The 14,775-nt window shown below is 72.8% G+C and carries 10 protein-coding genes; 3 read left to right on the forward strand and 7 right to left on the reverse strand.

Annotation, left to right across the window (positions count from 1 at the left end; genetic code table 11):
• Nucleotides 1-19: 19 nt before the first annotated feature.
• From ACFYXE_RS14335 to hrcA, 5 genes are all read right to left on the reverse strand, one after another.
• Nucleotides 20-649, reverse strand: coding sequence for a hypothetical protein (locus tag ACFYXE_RS14335; RefSeq protein WP_389312286.1), 630 nt, complete (start codon nucleotides 647-649; stop codon nucleotides 20-22).
• A gap of 100 nt (nucleotides 650-749) precedes the next feature.
• Nucleotides 750-1,490 (reverse strand): 16S rRNA (uracil(1498)-N(3))-methyltransferase, encoded by a 741-nt coding sequence (locus ACFYXE_RS14340; RefSeq protein ID WP_389312288.1) that lies wholly within the window; start codon nucleotides 1,488-1,490, stop codon nucleotides 750-752.
• Nucleotides 1,487-2,578, reverse strand: a complete 1,092-nt coding sequence (locus tag ACFYXE_RS14345; RefSeq protein ID WP_389312290.1) for a nitronate monooxygenase — start codon at nucleotides 2,576-2,578, stop codon at nucleotides 1,487-1,489. The genes ACFYXE_RS14340 and ACFYXE_RS14345 overlap by 4 nt, the downstream gene beginning before the upstream one ends.
• Nucleotides 2,579-2,802: 224 nt before the next feature.
• Nucleotides 2,803-3,942: a molecular chaperone DnaJ gene (dnaJ, locus tag ACFYXE_RS14350; protein ID WP_361173720.1), complete on the reverse strand. Its 1,140-nt coding sequence runs from the start codon at nucleotides 3,940-3,942 to the stop codon at nucleotides 2,803-2,805.
• The gene (gene hrcA / locus ACFYXE_RS14355; protein ID WP_361173717.1) at nucleotides 3,943-4,959 is read right to left on the reverse strand and encodes a heat-inducible transcriptional repressor HrcA; all 1,017 of its coding nucleotides are present in this window, start codon (nucleotides 4,957-4,959) and stop codon (nucleotides 3,943-3,945) included.
• Between the two features lie 210 nt (nucleotides 4,960-5,169).
• On the opposite strand from hrcA, the gene ACFYXE_RS14360 reads away from it, so the two are divergent.
• On the forward strand, nucleotides 5,170-5,913 hold the full coding sequence (locus tag ACFYXE_RS14360; protein WP_389312293.1) for an MBL fold metallo-hydrolase: 744 nt from the start codon (nucleotides 5,170-5,172) through the stop codon (nucleotides 5,911-5,913).
• Nucleotides 5,914-5,948: 35 nt separating this feature from the next.
• Nucleotides 5,949-6,761: a DUF3097 domain-containing protein gene (locus ACFYXE_RS14365; protein WP_361173711.1), complete on the forward strand. Its 813-nt coding sequence runs from the start codon at nucleotides 5,949-5,951 to the stop codon at nucleotides 6,759-6,761.
• A gap of 376 nt (nucleotides 6,762-7,137) precedes the next feature.
• On the opposite strand, the gene hemW is transcribed toward ACFYXE_RS14365, so the two are convergent.
• Together hemW and ACFYXE_RS14375 are read right to left on the reverse strand one after the other, a co-directional pair.
• Nucleotides 7,138-8,370, reverse strand: coding sequence for a radical SAM family heme chaperone HemW (hemW, locus tag ACFYXE_RS14370; RefSeq protein WP_361173708.1), 1,233 nt, complete (start codon nucleotides 8,368-8,370; stop codon nucleotides 7,138-7,140).
• A 171-nt stretch (nucleotides 8,371-8,541) separates the two neighbouring features.
• Complete coding sequence (locus ACFYXE_RS14375; protein ID WP_389312296.1) at nucleotides 8,542-10,455, reverse strand: SpoIIE family protein phosphatase; 1,914 nt, start codon at nucleotides 10,453-10,455, stop codon at nucleotides 8,542-8,544.
• Between the two features lie 228 nt (nucleotides 10,456-10,683).
• On the opposite strand from ACFYXE_RS14375, the gene ACFYXE_RS14380 reads away from it, so the two are divergent.
• Nucleotides 10,684-14,772 carry a HAMP domain-containing protein gene (locus tag ACFYXE_RS14380; protein ID WP_389312570.1) on the forward strand — a complete coding sequence of 1,363 codons (4,089 nt, stop codon included), beginning with the start codon at nucleotides 10,684-10,686 and terminating at the stop codon, nucleotides 14,770-14,772.
• Nucleotides 14,773-14,775 lie beyond the last annotated feature (3 nt).

Genomic DNA, 14,775 nt, shown 5'->3' on the forward strand with positions numbered 1-14,775 from the left:
GCCCGTGCGGGCCCGCGGCTCATTTGCCGGGGTGGCAGGTGCAGGTCGGCCGGGGCGGCGGGTCGGCGGTGACGGTCACCGTGACGGTGGGCCGGGGGTCCTGCGGCTCGTGGGAGGGCGGGGGGCGCTGCGTGCCGGGCGGGGCGGAGGGCTTGCCGCTCCCGTCGTGGCCCCCGCCGCCGTTTCCGCCGCCGTCGTCGTGGCCGTCACCCGCCCCGCAGTCGCCGAGGACATCGGCCTGGAACCGCACCTTGCCGTCGACCCTGGCGGTGAGGCGGCCGCGTACGCAGTCCCCGTCGACGACCGAACGGACGGTGCCCTTGACGGTGATGTCCTTGCCGTCGTCGGTCTCGCCCTGGCAGTCGACCCGCACCACGGTGGCGGCCGACCCGGACGCGCCGCGCGCCGTGGTGCGGTCCGCGAAGCGCGCGGTGCAGCTGAGCCACGCCACGTCGGCGTGGCCGCGCTCCAGCTCCCGGGTGGCCGTCCCGTCGGTGGTCAGCGCGACCGCCGCGGTGTTCATCCGCCCGCCCGGCCCGTCCACGGGGTCGCACGCCGTGGCGCCGAGCGCGGCCGCGCAGGCCAGCGTGACGGCGTACCGGACCGGTGCCCGTCGTGTCCGTCCGGCCGCCCGCCGCCATGCCCCCATGAGCGGCAGGGTGTCACCGCGGGGTGCCGGTGCGACAGGCTTCTTGCGGCCATATGTCCCCTCACGCGCGGGCGTTCGGGGACCGGCGGGGCGGCGCGGCTCAGGACCAGCGGCCGGTGCGCCCCAGGAGCAGCGCGGTCGCCGCGGTGCCGGCGGTCGACGTGCGCAGCACGGTGCTGCCGAGCCGGTACGGCTTGGCGCCGGCCTGCGCGAACGCCGCCAACTCGTCCGGGGACACGCCCCCTTCGGGCCCGACGACCAGCACGATGTGTCCGTCCGCGGGGAGTTCGGCGGTGGCCAGCGGCTCGCTGCCCTCCTCGTGCAGGACGGCGGCGAAGTCGGCGTCCGCCAGGAGAGCCGCGACCTGCTTGGTGGACGCGGCGTCGGCGACCTCGGGGAAGCGGATCCGGCGCGACTGCTTGCCGGCCTCGCGCGCGGTGGCCCGCCACTTGGCGAGCGCCTTGAGGCCGCGGTCGCCCTTCCACTGCGTGATGCAGCGGGCGGCGGTCCACGGCACGACGGCGTCGACGCCGGTCTCCGTCATGGTCTCCACGGCGAGCTCGCCGCGGTCGCCCTTGGGCAGCGCCTGGACGACGGTGATGCGCGGCGACTCGGCCGGCTCCTCGGCACAGGAGTCCATCTTCACCACGAGCCGGTCCTTGCCCTCGGTGCCGAGGACCACGCAGTCCGCCCAGCGCCCGGCGCCGTCGGTCAGGACGACGGCCTCACCGGCGCGCAGCCGCTTCACGGAGACGGCGTGCCGTCCCTCGGGACCGTCCAGGACATAGCGTCCGCCGTCGCCCGCGGTGACGTCCTCGACGACGAAGACGGGGGCGGTCACGCCGCGCCGCCCGGCTGCTCGGGGGCGCCGCCCGCGGTGGCGGCCCGCGCCTCGGCGAGTTCGGCCGCGAGGACCTCCACGAGCTGTCCGGCGGGCAGCTCCCGGGCGAGGCGGTGGCCCTGCCCGGCCCAGAGCGCCATGGCCTGGGCGTCCCCGGCCTTCGCCGCGGCCTTGCGCAGGCCGCTGGTGAGGTGGTGGACCTGCGGGTAGGCGGCGGGGGCGTACGGGCCGTGCTCGCGCATGAAGCGGTTGACCAGGCCGCGCGCGGGGCGCCCGGAGAACGCCCGGGTCAGCTCGGTGCGTACGAACAGCGGGTTGGTCATGGCCTGCTTGTGCAGGGTGTTCGCCCCGGACTCGGGGGTGACGAGGAAGGCCGTGCCGAGCTGCGCCGCGTCCGCGCCGGCCGCGAGCACCGCGGCGATCTGCGCGCCGCGCATCAGACCGCCGGCCGCGACGAGCGGGATCTGCACGGTCTCGCGGACCTGGGTGATCAGGGCGAGCAGTCCGATCCCGGCGCCGTCGGCCTCGGGATTGTCCTTGTGGGTGCCCTGGTGGCCGCCCGCCTCGATGCCCTGGACGCACACCGCGTCGGCGCCCGCCCACTGGGCGGCCTGGGCCTCCTCGGCGGTGGTGACGGTGACGACGGTCAGCGTGCCGACCCGCGCGAAGGCGTCCAGGACGTCGCGGGTGGGGCAGCCGAAGGTGAAGGAGACCAGCGGCACCGGGTCGTCGAGGAGGATCGCGAGCTTGGCGTCGTAGCCGTCGTCGCGGCCGCTGTCCGGGTCGCCGAGCTGCGTCTCGTACCAGGCGGCCTCACCGGCGAGCTGGCTGCGGTAGACCTCGACGGCCGCGGCGTCGGCGGTGTCGGGCTGCGGCATGAAGAGATTGACGCCGAAGGGCTGCGACGTCAGCCCCCGCAGCTGTTTGATCTCCTGGTACATCCCGTCGGCGGTCTTGTACCCGGCGGCGAGGAACCCGAGCCCGCCGGCCTCGGCGACGGCGGCGGCCAGCTGGGGGCCGGAGGCGCCGCCCGCCATGGGGGCCTGCACGATCGGGTGGCGGCAGAGATCGGTCAGTGCGGAGGACATGACGGCATCGTGCCACGGTCCTCTTCCGCCGCCGAATCGCGCACCCCGCACCGGCGTGCGCCGCCCCGCCCGCCCCCTGCCCCCGCCTGCGTCTGCGGGCCGCCCCGGGTTGCTCGCGCAGTTCCCCGCGCCCCTTGAAGGCCCGTCCCGGGCCCCGCAGGGACGACGAAGCCCCCGGCAACGGAACGAACCGTCACCGGGGGCCGACGTCACCGTCCGAGGCGCTACCGCCCGTTGAACGCGTCCTTGAGCCGCGAGAACAGCCCCTGCTGCCCGGGCTGGAACTGCCCCGTGGGCCGCTCCTCCCCGCGCAGCTGCGCCAGCTCCCGCAGCAGCCGCTCCTGCTCCGCGTCGAGCTTGGTCGGCGTGAGCACCTCGACGTGCACGATGAGGTCGCCGCGTCCGCCGCCGCGCAGGTGCGTGATGCCGCGCCCGTGCAGCGGGACCGACTGGCCCGACTGCGTGCCGGGCCGGATGTCGATCTCCTCCAGGCCGTCCAGCGTCTCCAGCGGCACCTTCGTGCCGAGGGCCGCCGCCGTCATCGGAATGGTGACGGTGCAGTGCAGGTCGTCGCCGCGCCGCTGGAAGACGGCGTGCGGCAGCTCGTGGATCTCGACGTACAGGTCACCGGCGGGGCCGCCGCCGGGGCCGACCTCGCCCTCGCCCGCGAGCTGGATCCGGGTGCCGTTGTCGACACCGGCCGGGATCTTCACGGTGAGCGTCCGCCGCGACCGGATGCGGCCGTCACCGGCGCACTCGGGGCACGGGGTGGGCACGACCGTGCCGAAGCCCTGGCACTGCGGACACGGCCGCGAGGTCATGACCTGGCCGAGGAAGGACCGCGTGACCTGCGACACCTCGCCGCGACCGCGGCACATGTCACACGTCTGGGCGGACGTCCCCGGCGCGGCGCCCTCGCCGCTGCAGGTCGTACAGACCACGGCCGTGTCGACCTGGATGTCCTTGGTGGTCCCGAAGGCGGCCTCGTCAAGGTCGATCTCCAGCCGGATCATGGCGTCCTGGCCGCGACGCGTGCGCGAGCGCGGTCCGCGCTGCGACGCCGTCCCGAAGAACGCGTCCATGATGTCGGAGAAGTTGCCGAAGCCACCGGCGCCGAAGCCGCCCGCGCCTCCGCCGCCGCCCGCCTGGGACAGGGGGTCGCCGCCGAGGTCGTAGACCTGCTTCTTCTGCGGGTCCGACAACACCTCGTAGGCGGCGTTGATCTCCTTGAAGCGCTCCTGAGTCTTCGGATCCGGATTCACGTCCGGGTGAAGCTCACGGGCCAGCCTCCGGAAGGCCTTCTTGATCTCGTCCTGGGAAGCGTCGCGGCGCACGCCGAGTACGGCGTAGTAGTCCGTGGCCACTTACGACTCCGCCAGGATCTGTCCGACGTAACGTGCCACTGCGCGTACTGCTCCCATCGTTCCCGGATAGTCCATGCGGGTCGGTCCGACCACGCCGAGCTTGGCGACTGCCTCGCTTCCCGAACCGTAGCCGACCGAGACCACGGACGTGGAGCTGAGTCCCTCATGGGCGTTCTCGTGACCGATCCGTACGGCCATGCCCGAATCCTGCACCTCACCAAGCAACTTGAGGAGCACGACCTGCTCCTCGAGGGCTTCGAGAACGGGCCGGATGGTGAGGGGAAAGTCATGTCCGAAGCGGGTGAGATTGGCGGTTCCGCCGATCATCAGCCGCTCTTCCGTCTCCTCGACGAGCGTTTCGAGCAGAGTGGAGAGGACGGTCGTGACCGTACCCCGGTCCTCGGGCTCGAAGGCCTCCGGCAGGTCCTGCACGAGCTGCGGCACGTCCGCGAAGCGGCGGCCCGCGACCCGGCTGTTGAGCCGCGCCCGCAGGTCCGCGAGCGCGCTCTCGCCGAACGGCGCCGGGCAGTCGATCATGCGCTGCTCGACCCGGCCGGTGTCCGTGATCAGCACGAGCATCAGCCGCGCGGGAGCCAGCGAGAGCAGCTCCACGTGCCGGACCGTCGACCGGGTCAGCGAGGGGTACTGCACCACGGCGACCTGCCGCGTCAGCTGCGCGAGCAGCCGCACCGTGCGCCCCACCACGTCGTCGAGGTCGACGGCGCCGTCGAGGAAGTTCTGGATGGCCCGGCGCTCGGGACCGGTCATCGGCTTGACGCCGGCCAGCTTGTCGACGAAGAGGCGGTAGCCCTTGTCCGTCGGGATGCGCCCGGCGCTGGTGTGGGGCTGGGCGATGAAGCCCTCCTCCTCCAGCGCCGCCATGTCGTTGCGGACCGTGGCGGGAGAGACCCCCAGACGGTGCCGCTCGGTGAGCGCCTTGGAGCCTACGGGCTCCTCCGTGCCCACGTAGTCGTGGACGATGGCGCGCAGCACCTCGAGCCTGCGTTCATTGAGCATCGCGCACACCTCCAGCTGTCTCCGTCGTCCACGACGGGCCCCGGCATCCCCCGAGCCCCCGGCCTGGCACTCACCGCGGGCGAGTGCCAGCCTTTCACTGGGTCAGTGTACGGCCGTCGGGTACGGCCCCGGCAAGGGCGGACCCCGCCCCGTCGTGGCGGCGGCCGTGCGCGGGCTGCCGGACACCGTCCCTGCGGATAGCGTCACCGTATGAACGCGGCACTGACGTGGGAAGCCGGCGGATGGGAGCGGCTCGCGCCGCACGTGGGCCGGTGCCGGCTGCCCGTCTGGGACTGTACGGCGGGACTGGTCGTCGGGGATGAAGGGGCCCTCATGATCGAGGCCGGGGCGACGCTCGCCGAGGGCGCGGCGCTGCGGACGCAGGCCCGGCACATCCTCGGCGGCACCCGCCGGGTCACGCATCTCGCGCTCACGCATCCGCACTTCGACCACGTCCTGGGGGCGGCGGCCTTCGCGGGCGTGCGGGTGTACGGGGCAGCGGGCATCGACACGGTCCTCACCGCGGGCCGCGAGGAACTGTGCTCGGACGCGGTACGCCATGGCGTGCCCGCCGACGCGGCGGCGGAGGCGGCCGATCTGCTGGTCCGCCCGCACCACCTGGTGCGCGGGGAGTGGGCGCTCGACCTGGGCGGCGGGGTGCAGGTGCTGCTCGCCGACGTCGGCCCCGGGCACACCGGGCACGACCTGGCGGTCCTGGTGCGGGGCGGCGAGGGCGGCCGGGCGATCGTCTTCTGCGGCGACCTGGTCGAGGAGTCGGGCGAGCCGCAGGCCGGTCCGGACGCGGCGCCGCGGCACTGGCCGTCGGCCCTCGACCGGCTCCTGGAGCTCGGCGGCGAGGACGCGGTGTACGTGCCGGGGCACGGTGCGGTGGTGGACGCGGCTTTTGTCCGTGCGCAGCGCGCCACACTGGCGGAGCGCTTCGGCGTGTCGTGAGCGCGGGCGGCGCCGTTCTTCCTATCGTCGGCAGAATGCGCCAGTACTCCGCCGATCTCACGCCCCCTTGGAAGAAGCCGAAGCCCGTGCCCGAGGTGGCGGCGGACGCCGGCCTCGTGGTGGAGGAGCTGAGCACCGGTTTCTGCGGGGCGGTGATCCGCTGCGAGAAGTCGGCGCAGGGCCCGACGGTGACACTGGAGGACCGCTTCGGCAAGCACCGGGTGTTCCCGATGGAGCCGCGCGGCTTCCTCCTCGAGGGCCGCACGGTCACCCTCGTACGTCCCTCGCAGGCGCCGGTACGCCCGTCCCGCACCGCCTCGGGATCGGTGGCCGTGCCGGGCGCGCGGGCGCGGGTCGCGCGGGCCGGACGCATCTACGTGGAGGGCCGCCACGACGCCGAACTCGTCGAGCGGGTCTGGGGCGACGACCTGCGCATCGAGGGCGTCGTCGTCGAGTACCTGGAGGGCATCGACGACCTCCCGGCGATCGTCGCGGAGTTCGCCCCCGGCCCCGACGCGCGCCTGGGCGTCCTGGTCGACCACCTGGTCCCCGGCTCCAAGGAGTCCCGCATCGCGGCGGAGGTCACCAGCGCCCACGCCCTGGTCGTCGGCCACCCCTACATCGACGTGTGGGAGGCGGTGAAGCCGTCCTCGGTCGGCATCACCGCGTGGCCCCGGGTCCCGCGGGGCCAGGACTGGAAGAAGGGCGTGTGCGGGGCGCTGGGCTGGCCGGAGAACACGGGGGCGGCGTGGCAGCGGATCCTGGGCTCGGTGCGCAGCTACAAGGACCTGGAGCCGGCGCTCCTGGGCCGCGTGGAAGAACTCATCGACTTCGTCACCCTCCCCTGACCTCACCCACCACCCCGCCGCTCCGCGACGGATACTCCCCACCCACCCACCCGTTTACCCTGCGCCGTTCGGCGGGAGTAGGGGCGGGTGAGTTCCGCCTCACGCCGGACGGGGGGGCGGGTGAGGCCCGCTCTGATGTCGGGTGGGGGCGGGTGGGTGGGGAACTCCCCCACCCACCCGTCGAGGGGACTTGTGGATCAGGCCACGCCGGGCCGCACCCGCCCAACCGGCCGGAGGGGACGTGGGGGTATGTGCGCACGGAGCACCGAGGAAACAATGGCGCCTTTGTTCGTGCAGCGGGGCGCAGGGATAGCGAGTACGCACATACCCCCGCGGCCCCGCCCCACGAACCCAGCCGGGGCGCGGACGGCCGGCCCTAATCCACCAGGTCCCGGACCACCGCATCCGCCAGCAACCGCCCCCGCAACGTCAACACCGCCCGCCCCTCCCCGAACGCCCCGCCCTCCAGCAACCCCTCAGACACCGCCCTCCGCGCCGCCGCAACCCCCGCCTCGCGCAGCAACGACACCGGACACCCCTCCCGCAACCGCAGCTCGAGAAGGATCCGCTCCACCCGCCGGTCCTCCGCGCTCAGCACTTCCCGCCCGGCCCCGGGCGACCCCCCACCCGCGAGCGCCCCGGCGTACGCCCCGGGATGCTTGACGTTCCACCACCGCACCCCGCCCACGTGACTGTGCGCACCGGGCCCGGCACCCCACCAGTCGGCCCCCCGCCAGTACAGCTCGTTGTGCAGGCACCGCCCCGCCTCGGACGTGGCCCAGTTGGACACCTCGTACCAGTCGAACCCCGCACCCCCCAGCACCTCGTCCGCGATCAGGTACCGGTCCGCGTGCACGTCGTCGTCGGTCATCGGCACCTCCCCCCGCCGGATCCGCCGCGCCAGCTGCGTACCCTCCTCGACGATCAGCGCGTACGCGCTCACGTGGTCGGGCCCGGCGCCGATCGCCGCGTCCAGCGAGGCCCGCCAGTCGTCGTCGCTCTCCCCCGGCGTGCCGTAGATCAGGTCGAGGTTCACGTGCTCGAAGCCCGCCGCCCGCGCCTCGGCCACGCACGCCTCGGGCCGCCCGGGCGTGTGCGTGCGGTCGAGCACCTTCAGGACGTGCTGCCGGGCGCTCTGCATGCCGAAGGAGATCCGGTTGAAGCCGCCCTCCCGCAGCTCGGCGAGGTACGCCGCGTCGACCGACTCGGGATTCGCCTCGGTGGTGATCTCCGCGTCGTCCGCGAGCCCGAACTCGTCCCGCACGGCGGCGAGCATGCGCACGAGGTCGCCCGCGGCGAGCAGCGTCGGCGTACCGCCGCCGACGAACACGGTCCGCACCGGCCGCGGATCGTCCCCGAGGACCTTGCGGGCGAGCCGCACCTCGTCGGTCAGGGTGTCCGCGTAGTTGTCGCGGGAGGCGAGCACACCGCCGGAGCCGCGCAGCTCGGTCGCGGTGTAGGTGTTGAAGTCGCAGTAGCCGCAGCGCGTGGCGCAGTACGGGACGTGCAGATAGAAGCCGAGGGGCCGGGAGGCCGCGCCGACCAGGGCGGACGCGGGCAGCGCCCCGTCCTCGGGCATGGGCTCACCATCGGGCAGTGCGGAAGGCATACCTTCGATTGTCCCGCACAGCACACCCTCACCGCCCCCACACCCACAGGCACAAGCACAGGCCCCCAGCCCCCAGCCCCCAGCCCCCAGCCGCAACGATCAGCCTGCAACCCGCCCACACACAGCCGCCCCCAGCCCCCACCCCACCCCACCTCACCCGCAGAGGTATCGTCACCGCGCTCGCAGCACCAGAAGCGCCAGATCGTCGTCCGGCGGCCGGTCGGAGAACTCGTGCACGAGCCGCCGGATCCGCTCCGCCACCAGAGCCGCGTCGAGCCCGGCGCAGCCGGCCAGCGCGTCCGCGAGGCCGTTCGCGTCGTCGAACTGGAGGTGGCCCGAGCGCCGCTCGGTGACGCCGTCCGTGACGCACAGGAGCGTCTCGCCGCTCCGCAGGTCCAGGCTCTCGCTCGTGTACGTCTCGTCGTCGACGACCCCGAGCAGCATCTGCGGGCTCGCCGCCTCCCGCACCGCGCCGTCGGCGGACATGAGGAGCGGCAGCGGGTGCCCGGCGGAGGCGATGGTGCAGTGCACGCCCCCGTCGTAGGGGACGAGCTCCCCGTACAGGAGGGAGAGGAAGCGCGAGGTGGGCCCGTCGGGCGGCACGCCCTGGCCGCCGGCGACGGCGACGACCGCCGCCGCCGCGTCCGCCGCCTCGGTGGCGTCGTCGAGCAGGAGCTGGTTGAGGCGGTCGAGGACCTCCGCGACCTGGTAGCCCTCGCGGGCGAGCAGCCGCAGCCAGGGGCGGGCGAGGCCGATGACGACGGCGGCCTCGGGCCCCTTGCCCTGGACGTCGCCGAGCGCGAAGCACCAGCGGTTGTCGCCCGCCTGGAAGACGTCGTAGAAGTCGCCGCCGGGGCCGCCCTTGTCCCGCGGCTCGTAGACGATGCCGCTCTCCACGCCGGGGATCTCCGCGACCTTGCTGGGCAACAGCCCGCGCTGGAGGACCTGGCTGATGTTGGCCTGGCGCTGGTAGCGGCGGGCCGTGCTGATCGCGAGGGCCACGCGACGGCTGAAGTCCTCGACGAGCCCGGTGATCTCGTCGGCGAACCGGATGAGCCCGGCGCGGCCGATGAGGAGCGTGCCGAGGGCGCGTCCGCCCGCGGTGAGGCGGTACGCGAGGGCCGCGCCGGACCCGCCGCCGGCCAGCGCCTCGCCGGGCCAGGGGACGGGGAAGGCGCCGGTGCCCGCCGCGTCGGGCAGCCGGGGCGGCTCCTTCTCCAGGACCCGGCGGAGTTCCTCTATGCGGTGCTCGCTGCTGTGCCACACCCGGGCGAGGCGCGCCCCCGGCGCATCCGCGGGGCCGCGCGCGGACCCCTCCGAGGCGTCGTCGAGCCACACCGCGCACCAGTCCGCGAGGCGCGGCACGAGCAGCTGCCCGGCGAGGGCGGCGACCAGGTCCTCGTCGAACTGTCCGGCGAGCAGGTCGGAGGCCTCGGCGAGGAAGGTGAGCGCGCCGCGGTTGACCCATTCCGTGTCGTGCGAGGCCCGCTTGGGCAGCGGCGCGAGGATCTCGGCGGCGCGCAGTCCGCGCTGCGTCGCCTGTTCGCTCGCGTACGTCTCGATCTCGTCGACGGCATGGACGCCGTCGACGGGCAGCCGGGCCCAGACCGTCTTGGTGCCGGTGCGGTAGGTGATGCCCCAGGACTCGGAGAGGGTCGCGACGAGGTGCAGGCCGCGGCCGTACTCGGGGGTGCCGGCGGCCTGCGGGAGCTGCTCGCCGCGGACGGCGCGGGAGGGGTGGTGGTCGGAGACCTCGATGACGAGGAAGTCCGTGGTGTCGCCGGGCGACGCGTCGAGCCGGCAGACGAGCTCGACGGCGGTGCCCGCGTGGACGACGGCGTTGGTCACCAACTCGCTGACGAGGAGCACCGAGTCGTCGGCGAGCCGCTCGGTGAAGCCGGCGGCCGCGGGCACGCCCAGCTCGGTCCAGTCGGCGAGCGCCGCCCGCACGAACCTGCGTGCGGCGGCGGGCGCCAGTGGATTTCCGGGCAGCGACGTACGCACCACCGCCGGTGGCCCGGCGCGGTCCGGGGCCGTGGCGGAGGCACGAAAATCGGTCTCCCGTTGCATCGGAATGGACCCCACGGTGCGGCTCCTGAGCAGTTCGGGCGAATACGCCTCAGGCGACACCGACAGAGTGACAGACTGACCACGCCCATAAGCACCGAGTTACTGAAGTGGGCCGTTATGAGTGAGAACAGTGCTATGCCTGCGCTCGGCCACGACCGGATTCCGGTGCCGGCGCAGAACGTCGGGCCCGATGTCACCGACCCGGATTCGGCCAACTCCCAACTGCGCCCGCTGCTCGCCGCCATGCGTGCCGCGCGGGACGGCGACTTCACCAAGGTCCCCCCGGTCGGTGAGGGCATCACCGCCGAGTTGTACTCGGTGTTCAACGAGATGCTCGACCGTTCGCTGCACTTCGACGGGGAACTGATCCGCGTACGCCGGGAGATCATCCGGCACGGGCGGCTCGACGAGCGGTTCTCGGCGAGTCCGGGGCAGGGCAGGTGGGCGGCGCGGGTGGCGGAGGCCAACACCCTGCTGGACGCGGTGGTCGCCCCGGCGGCGAACGCGACCCGGGTGCTGAACGCGGTGGCGGGCGGCGATCTGACGCAGCGCGTCGACCTGCACGACGGCACCCGTGAGCTGCGCGGGGATCTGCGGCGGCTCGGCCGGGCGGTCAACACGATGGTCGACCAGCTGTCGCTCTTCACGGGCGAGGTCACGCGCGTGGCCCGCGAGGTCGGCACGGAGGGGCGGCTCGGCGGGCGCGCCAAGGTGCGCGGTCTCTCGGGCAGTTGGCGGGACGTGACCGAGGCCGTCAACACGATGGCGGCGCGGCTCACCGCCCAGGTGCGTGACATCGCCCTGGTGACCACGGCGGTGGCGCAGGGCGACCTGACGCGGACGGTCACGGTGGAGGCGACGGGCGAGCTCCTCGAGCTGAAGCTGACCGTCAACACCATGGTCGAGCAGCTCTCGGCGTTCGCCGCGGAGGTGACGCGGGTCGCCCGTGAGGTGGGCACGGAGGGCCAGTTGGGCGGCCGGGCGCAGGCCCGGGGCGTGTCGGGGGTGTGGAAGGACCTCACCGACAACGTCAACTTCATGGCGTCGAACCTCACCTCCCAGGTCCGCAACATCGCCCAGGTCACCACTGCCGTCGCCAACGGCGACCTGAGCCAGAAGATCACCGTCGACGCCCGGGGCGAGATCCTGGAACTGAAGTCGACGGTGAACACGATGGTCGACCAGCTGTCCGCGTTCGCCGACGAGGTGACCCGGGTGGCCCGCGAGGTCGGCACCGAGGGCAACCTGGGCGGGCGCGCCCAGGTGCGGGGCGTGTCGGGGGTGTGGAAGGACCTCACCGACAACGTCAACTTCATGGCGGACAACCTCACCTCCCAGGTCCGCAACATCGCGCTGGTGTCGACGGCGGTGGCCCAGGGCGACCTCGGCAAGAAGATCACCGTGGAGGCGAAGGGCGAGATCCTGGAGCTGAAGTCGACGATCAACACGATGGTCGACCAGCTGTCCGCGTTCGCCGACGAGGTGACCCGGGTGGCCCGCGAGGTCGGCACCGAGGGCAACCTCGGCGGTCAGGCCCAGGTGCGGGGCGTGTCGGGCGTGTGGAAGGACCTCACCGACAACGTCAACTTCATGGCGTCGAACCTCACCTCCCAGGTCCGCAACATCGCCCAGGTCACCACCGCCGTCGCCAACGGCGACCTGTCCAAGATGATCACGGTCACGGCGCGAGGCGAGATCCTGGAGCTGAAGGACACCGTCAACACGATGGTGGAGCAGTTGCGTGCCTTCGCCGACGAGGTGACCCGGGTGGCCCGCGAGGTCGGCACGGACGGCCGGCTGGGCGGGCGGGCCCAGGTGCTCGGCGTGTCGGGCGTGTGGAAGGACCTCACCGACAACGTCAACTACATGGCGGACAACCTCACCGGCCAGGTCCGCAACATCGCGCAGGTCGCGACGGCGGTGGCCCAGGGCGACCTGTCCAAGAAGATCGACGTGGACGCGCGCGGCGAGATCCTGGAGCTGAAGACCACCATCAACACCATGGTGGACACGCTGTCCTCGTTCTCCTCCGAGGTCACCCGGGTGGCCCGCGAGGTGGGCTCCGAGGGCCAACTGGGCGGCCAGGCCCGCGTCGAGGGCGTCTACGGCACGTGGAAGCGCCTGACGACGAACGTGAACGAGCTCGCGCTGAACCTGACCACGCAGGTCCGCGCCATCGCCGAGGTGGCCTCCGCGGTGGCGCAGGGCGACATGACCCGCGCCATCACCGTCGAGACGCGCGGCGAGGTCTCCGAGCTCAAGGACAACATCAACCTGATGGTCTCCAACCTGCGCGAGACCACCCGCGCCAAGGACTGGCTGGAGTCCAACCTCGCCCGGCTGGCGGGTCTGATGCAGGGCCACCGCGACCTGATGGAGGTCGCCGACCTGATCCTGCGCGAGCTGACCCCGCTGGTGAACGCCCAGTACGGCGCGTTCTTCCTGGCCGACCCGGACACCGCGGACTCGCCGGCCCAGGTCCCGGCCAAGGGCCTGGCGTTCATCGCGGGGTACGGCTCGGCGCAGGGCTCGGTCGTCGACACCGGCGGGATGCCCGCGCAGGGCCTGGTGCGCCAGGCGGCGCTGGAGAAGAAGCGCATCCTGGTCGAGGAGGTCCCGCCGGACTACATCAAGATCCATTCGGGTCTCGGGGACGCCGCGCCCGCGTCGGTCGTCATCATCCCGATCCTCTTCGAGGACAAGCTGCTCGGCGTGATCGAGCTGGCGACGTTCTCCCGCTTCTCCGACGTCCACCTGGCCTTCTTCGACCAGTTCGTGAACACCATCGGCGTCGCCATCAACACCATCATCGCCAACTCCCGCACGGAGTCGCTGCTCGGCGAGTCGCAGCGGCTCGCCACCCAGCTCCAGGAGCGCTCGGACGAACTGCAGCGCCAGCAGGCGGAGCTGCGCCGCTCGAACGCGGAGCTGGAGGAGAAGGCCGCCCTGCTCGCCACGAGCTCGCAGTACAAGTCGGAGTTCCTGGCGAACATGTCGCACGAGCTGCGCACCCCGCTCAACTCCCTGCTGATCCTGGCCCGGCTGCTCTCCGACAACCCCGACGACCACCTCTCCGACCAGGAGGTGCAGTTCGCGACGACGATCCACCGCTCCGGCTCCGACCTGCTGCAGCTCATCAACGACATCCTGGACCTGTCGAAGATCGAGGCGGGCCGGATGGACGTGCGCCCCAAGAAGCTCCCGCTCATCAAGGTCCTCGACTACGTCCACGCGACCTTCCGCCCGCTCACCCTGGACCGCGGTCTCGCCTTCGACGTGTCGGTCGGCGAGGACGTGCCGCGCGAGATGTTCTCCGACGAGCAGCGCCTGCAGCAGATCCTGCGCAACCTCCTGTCGAACGCGGTCAAGTTCACCTCGGCGGGCAGCATCGAGCTGCGGGTCAGCCGGGTGAAGGACACCGCGGTGGACCGGCTCCTGCACGACAACGACGACCTGCTCTGCTTCGCCGTCAGCGACACCGGCATCGGCATCCCCGCCGAGCAGCTCCCGGTGATCTTCGAGGCGTTCCAGCAGGCCGACGGCACCACCAACCGCAAGTACGGCGGCACCGGCCTCGGGCTCTCCATCAGCCGCGAGATCGCGGGCCTGCTCGGCGGCCGGATCACCGCCTCCAGCCGCCCCGGCCAGGGTTCGACGTTCGCGCTGTACGTCCCCGTGGTGCACCCGGGCCACGGCGCGGCCGCCATCGCGTACGCCGCCGCCCACACCCAGCACCTGCCGGAGCCCCTGGAGCAGGCCGCGCTGCGCCCGCACACCACCCTGGAGCCCGACGACAGCTGGCCCACCCCCACCAAGCTGGAGGAGTGGAAGGAGGGGCGTGCCGGGCGGATACTCCCGGGCCGCCGGGTGCTCATCGTGGACGACGACATCCGCAACGTCTTCGCCCTCACGCACGTCCTGAGCAGGGTGGGCATGCCCGTCCTGTACGCGGAGAACGGCCGCGAGGGCATCGAGACGCTGGAGCGCAATCCGGACGTCGACCTCGTGCTGATGGACATCATGATGCCGGAGATGGACGGTTACGAGACGATGGCGGCCATCCGCCGCAGCCCCCGCTGGCAGGGCCTGCCGATCGTCGCGCTCACCGCGAAGGCCATGCCGGGCGACCGGGAGAAGGCCATCTCGGAGGGCGCCACCGACTACGTACCCAAACCCGTGGACGTGGATCAGCTGCTCGGTGTCGTCTGTGCCCTCCTGGACCCCGAGGGCGCGGACGACGGCGGGGAGGCCACGTCCCCCGACCCAGAATCCGTCGCCACGGAGCAGCCGAGCACACCTGGGGAGAAGGATGTTCCGCCGGCAACCGAGTGAGGC

Source organism: Streptomyces sp. NPDC002564, assembly GCF_042889645.1.
GTDB lineage: Bacteria > Actinomycetota > Actinomycetes > Streptomycetales > Streptomycetaceae > Streptomyces.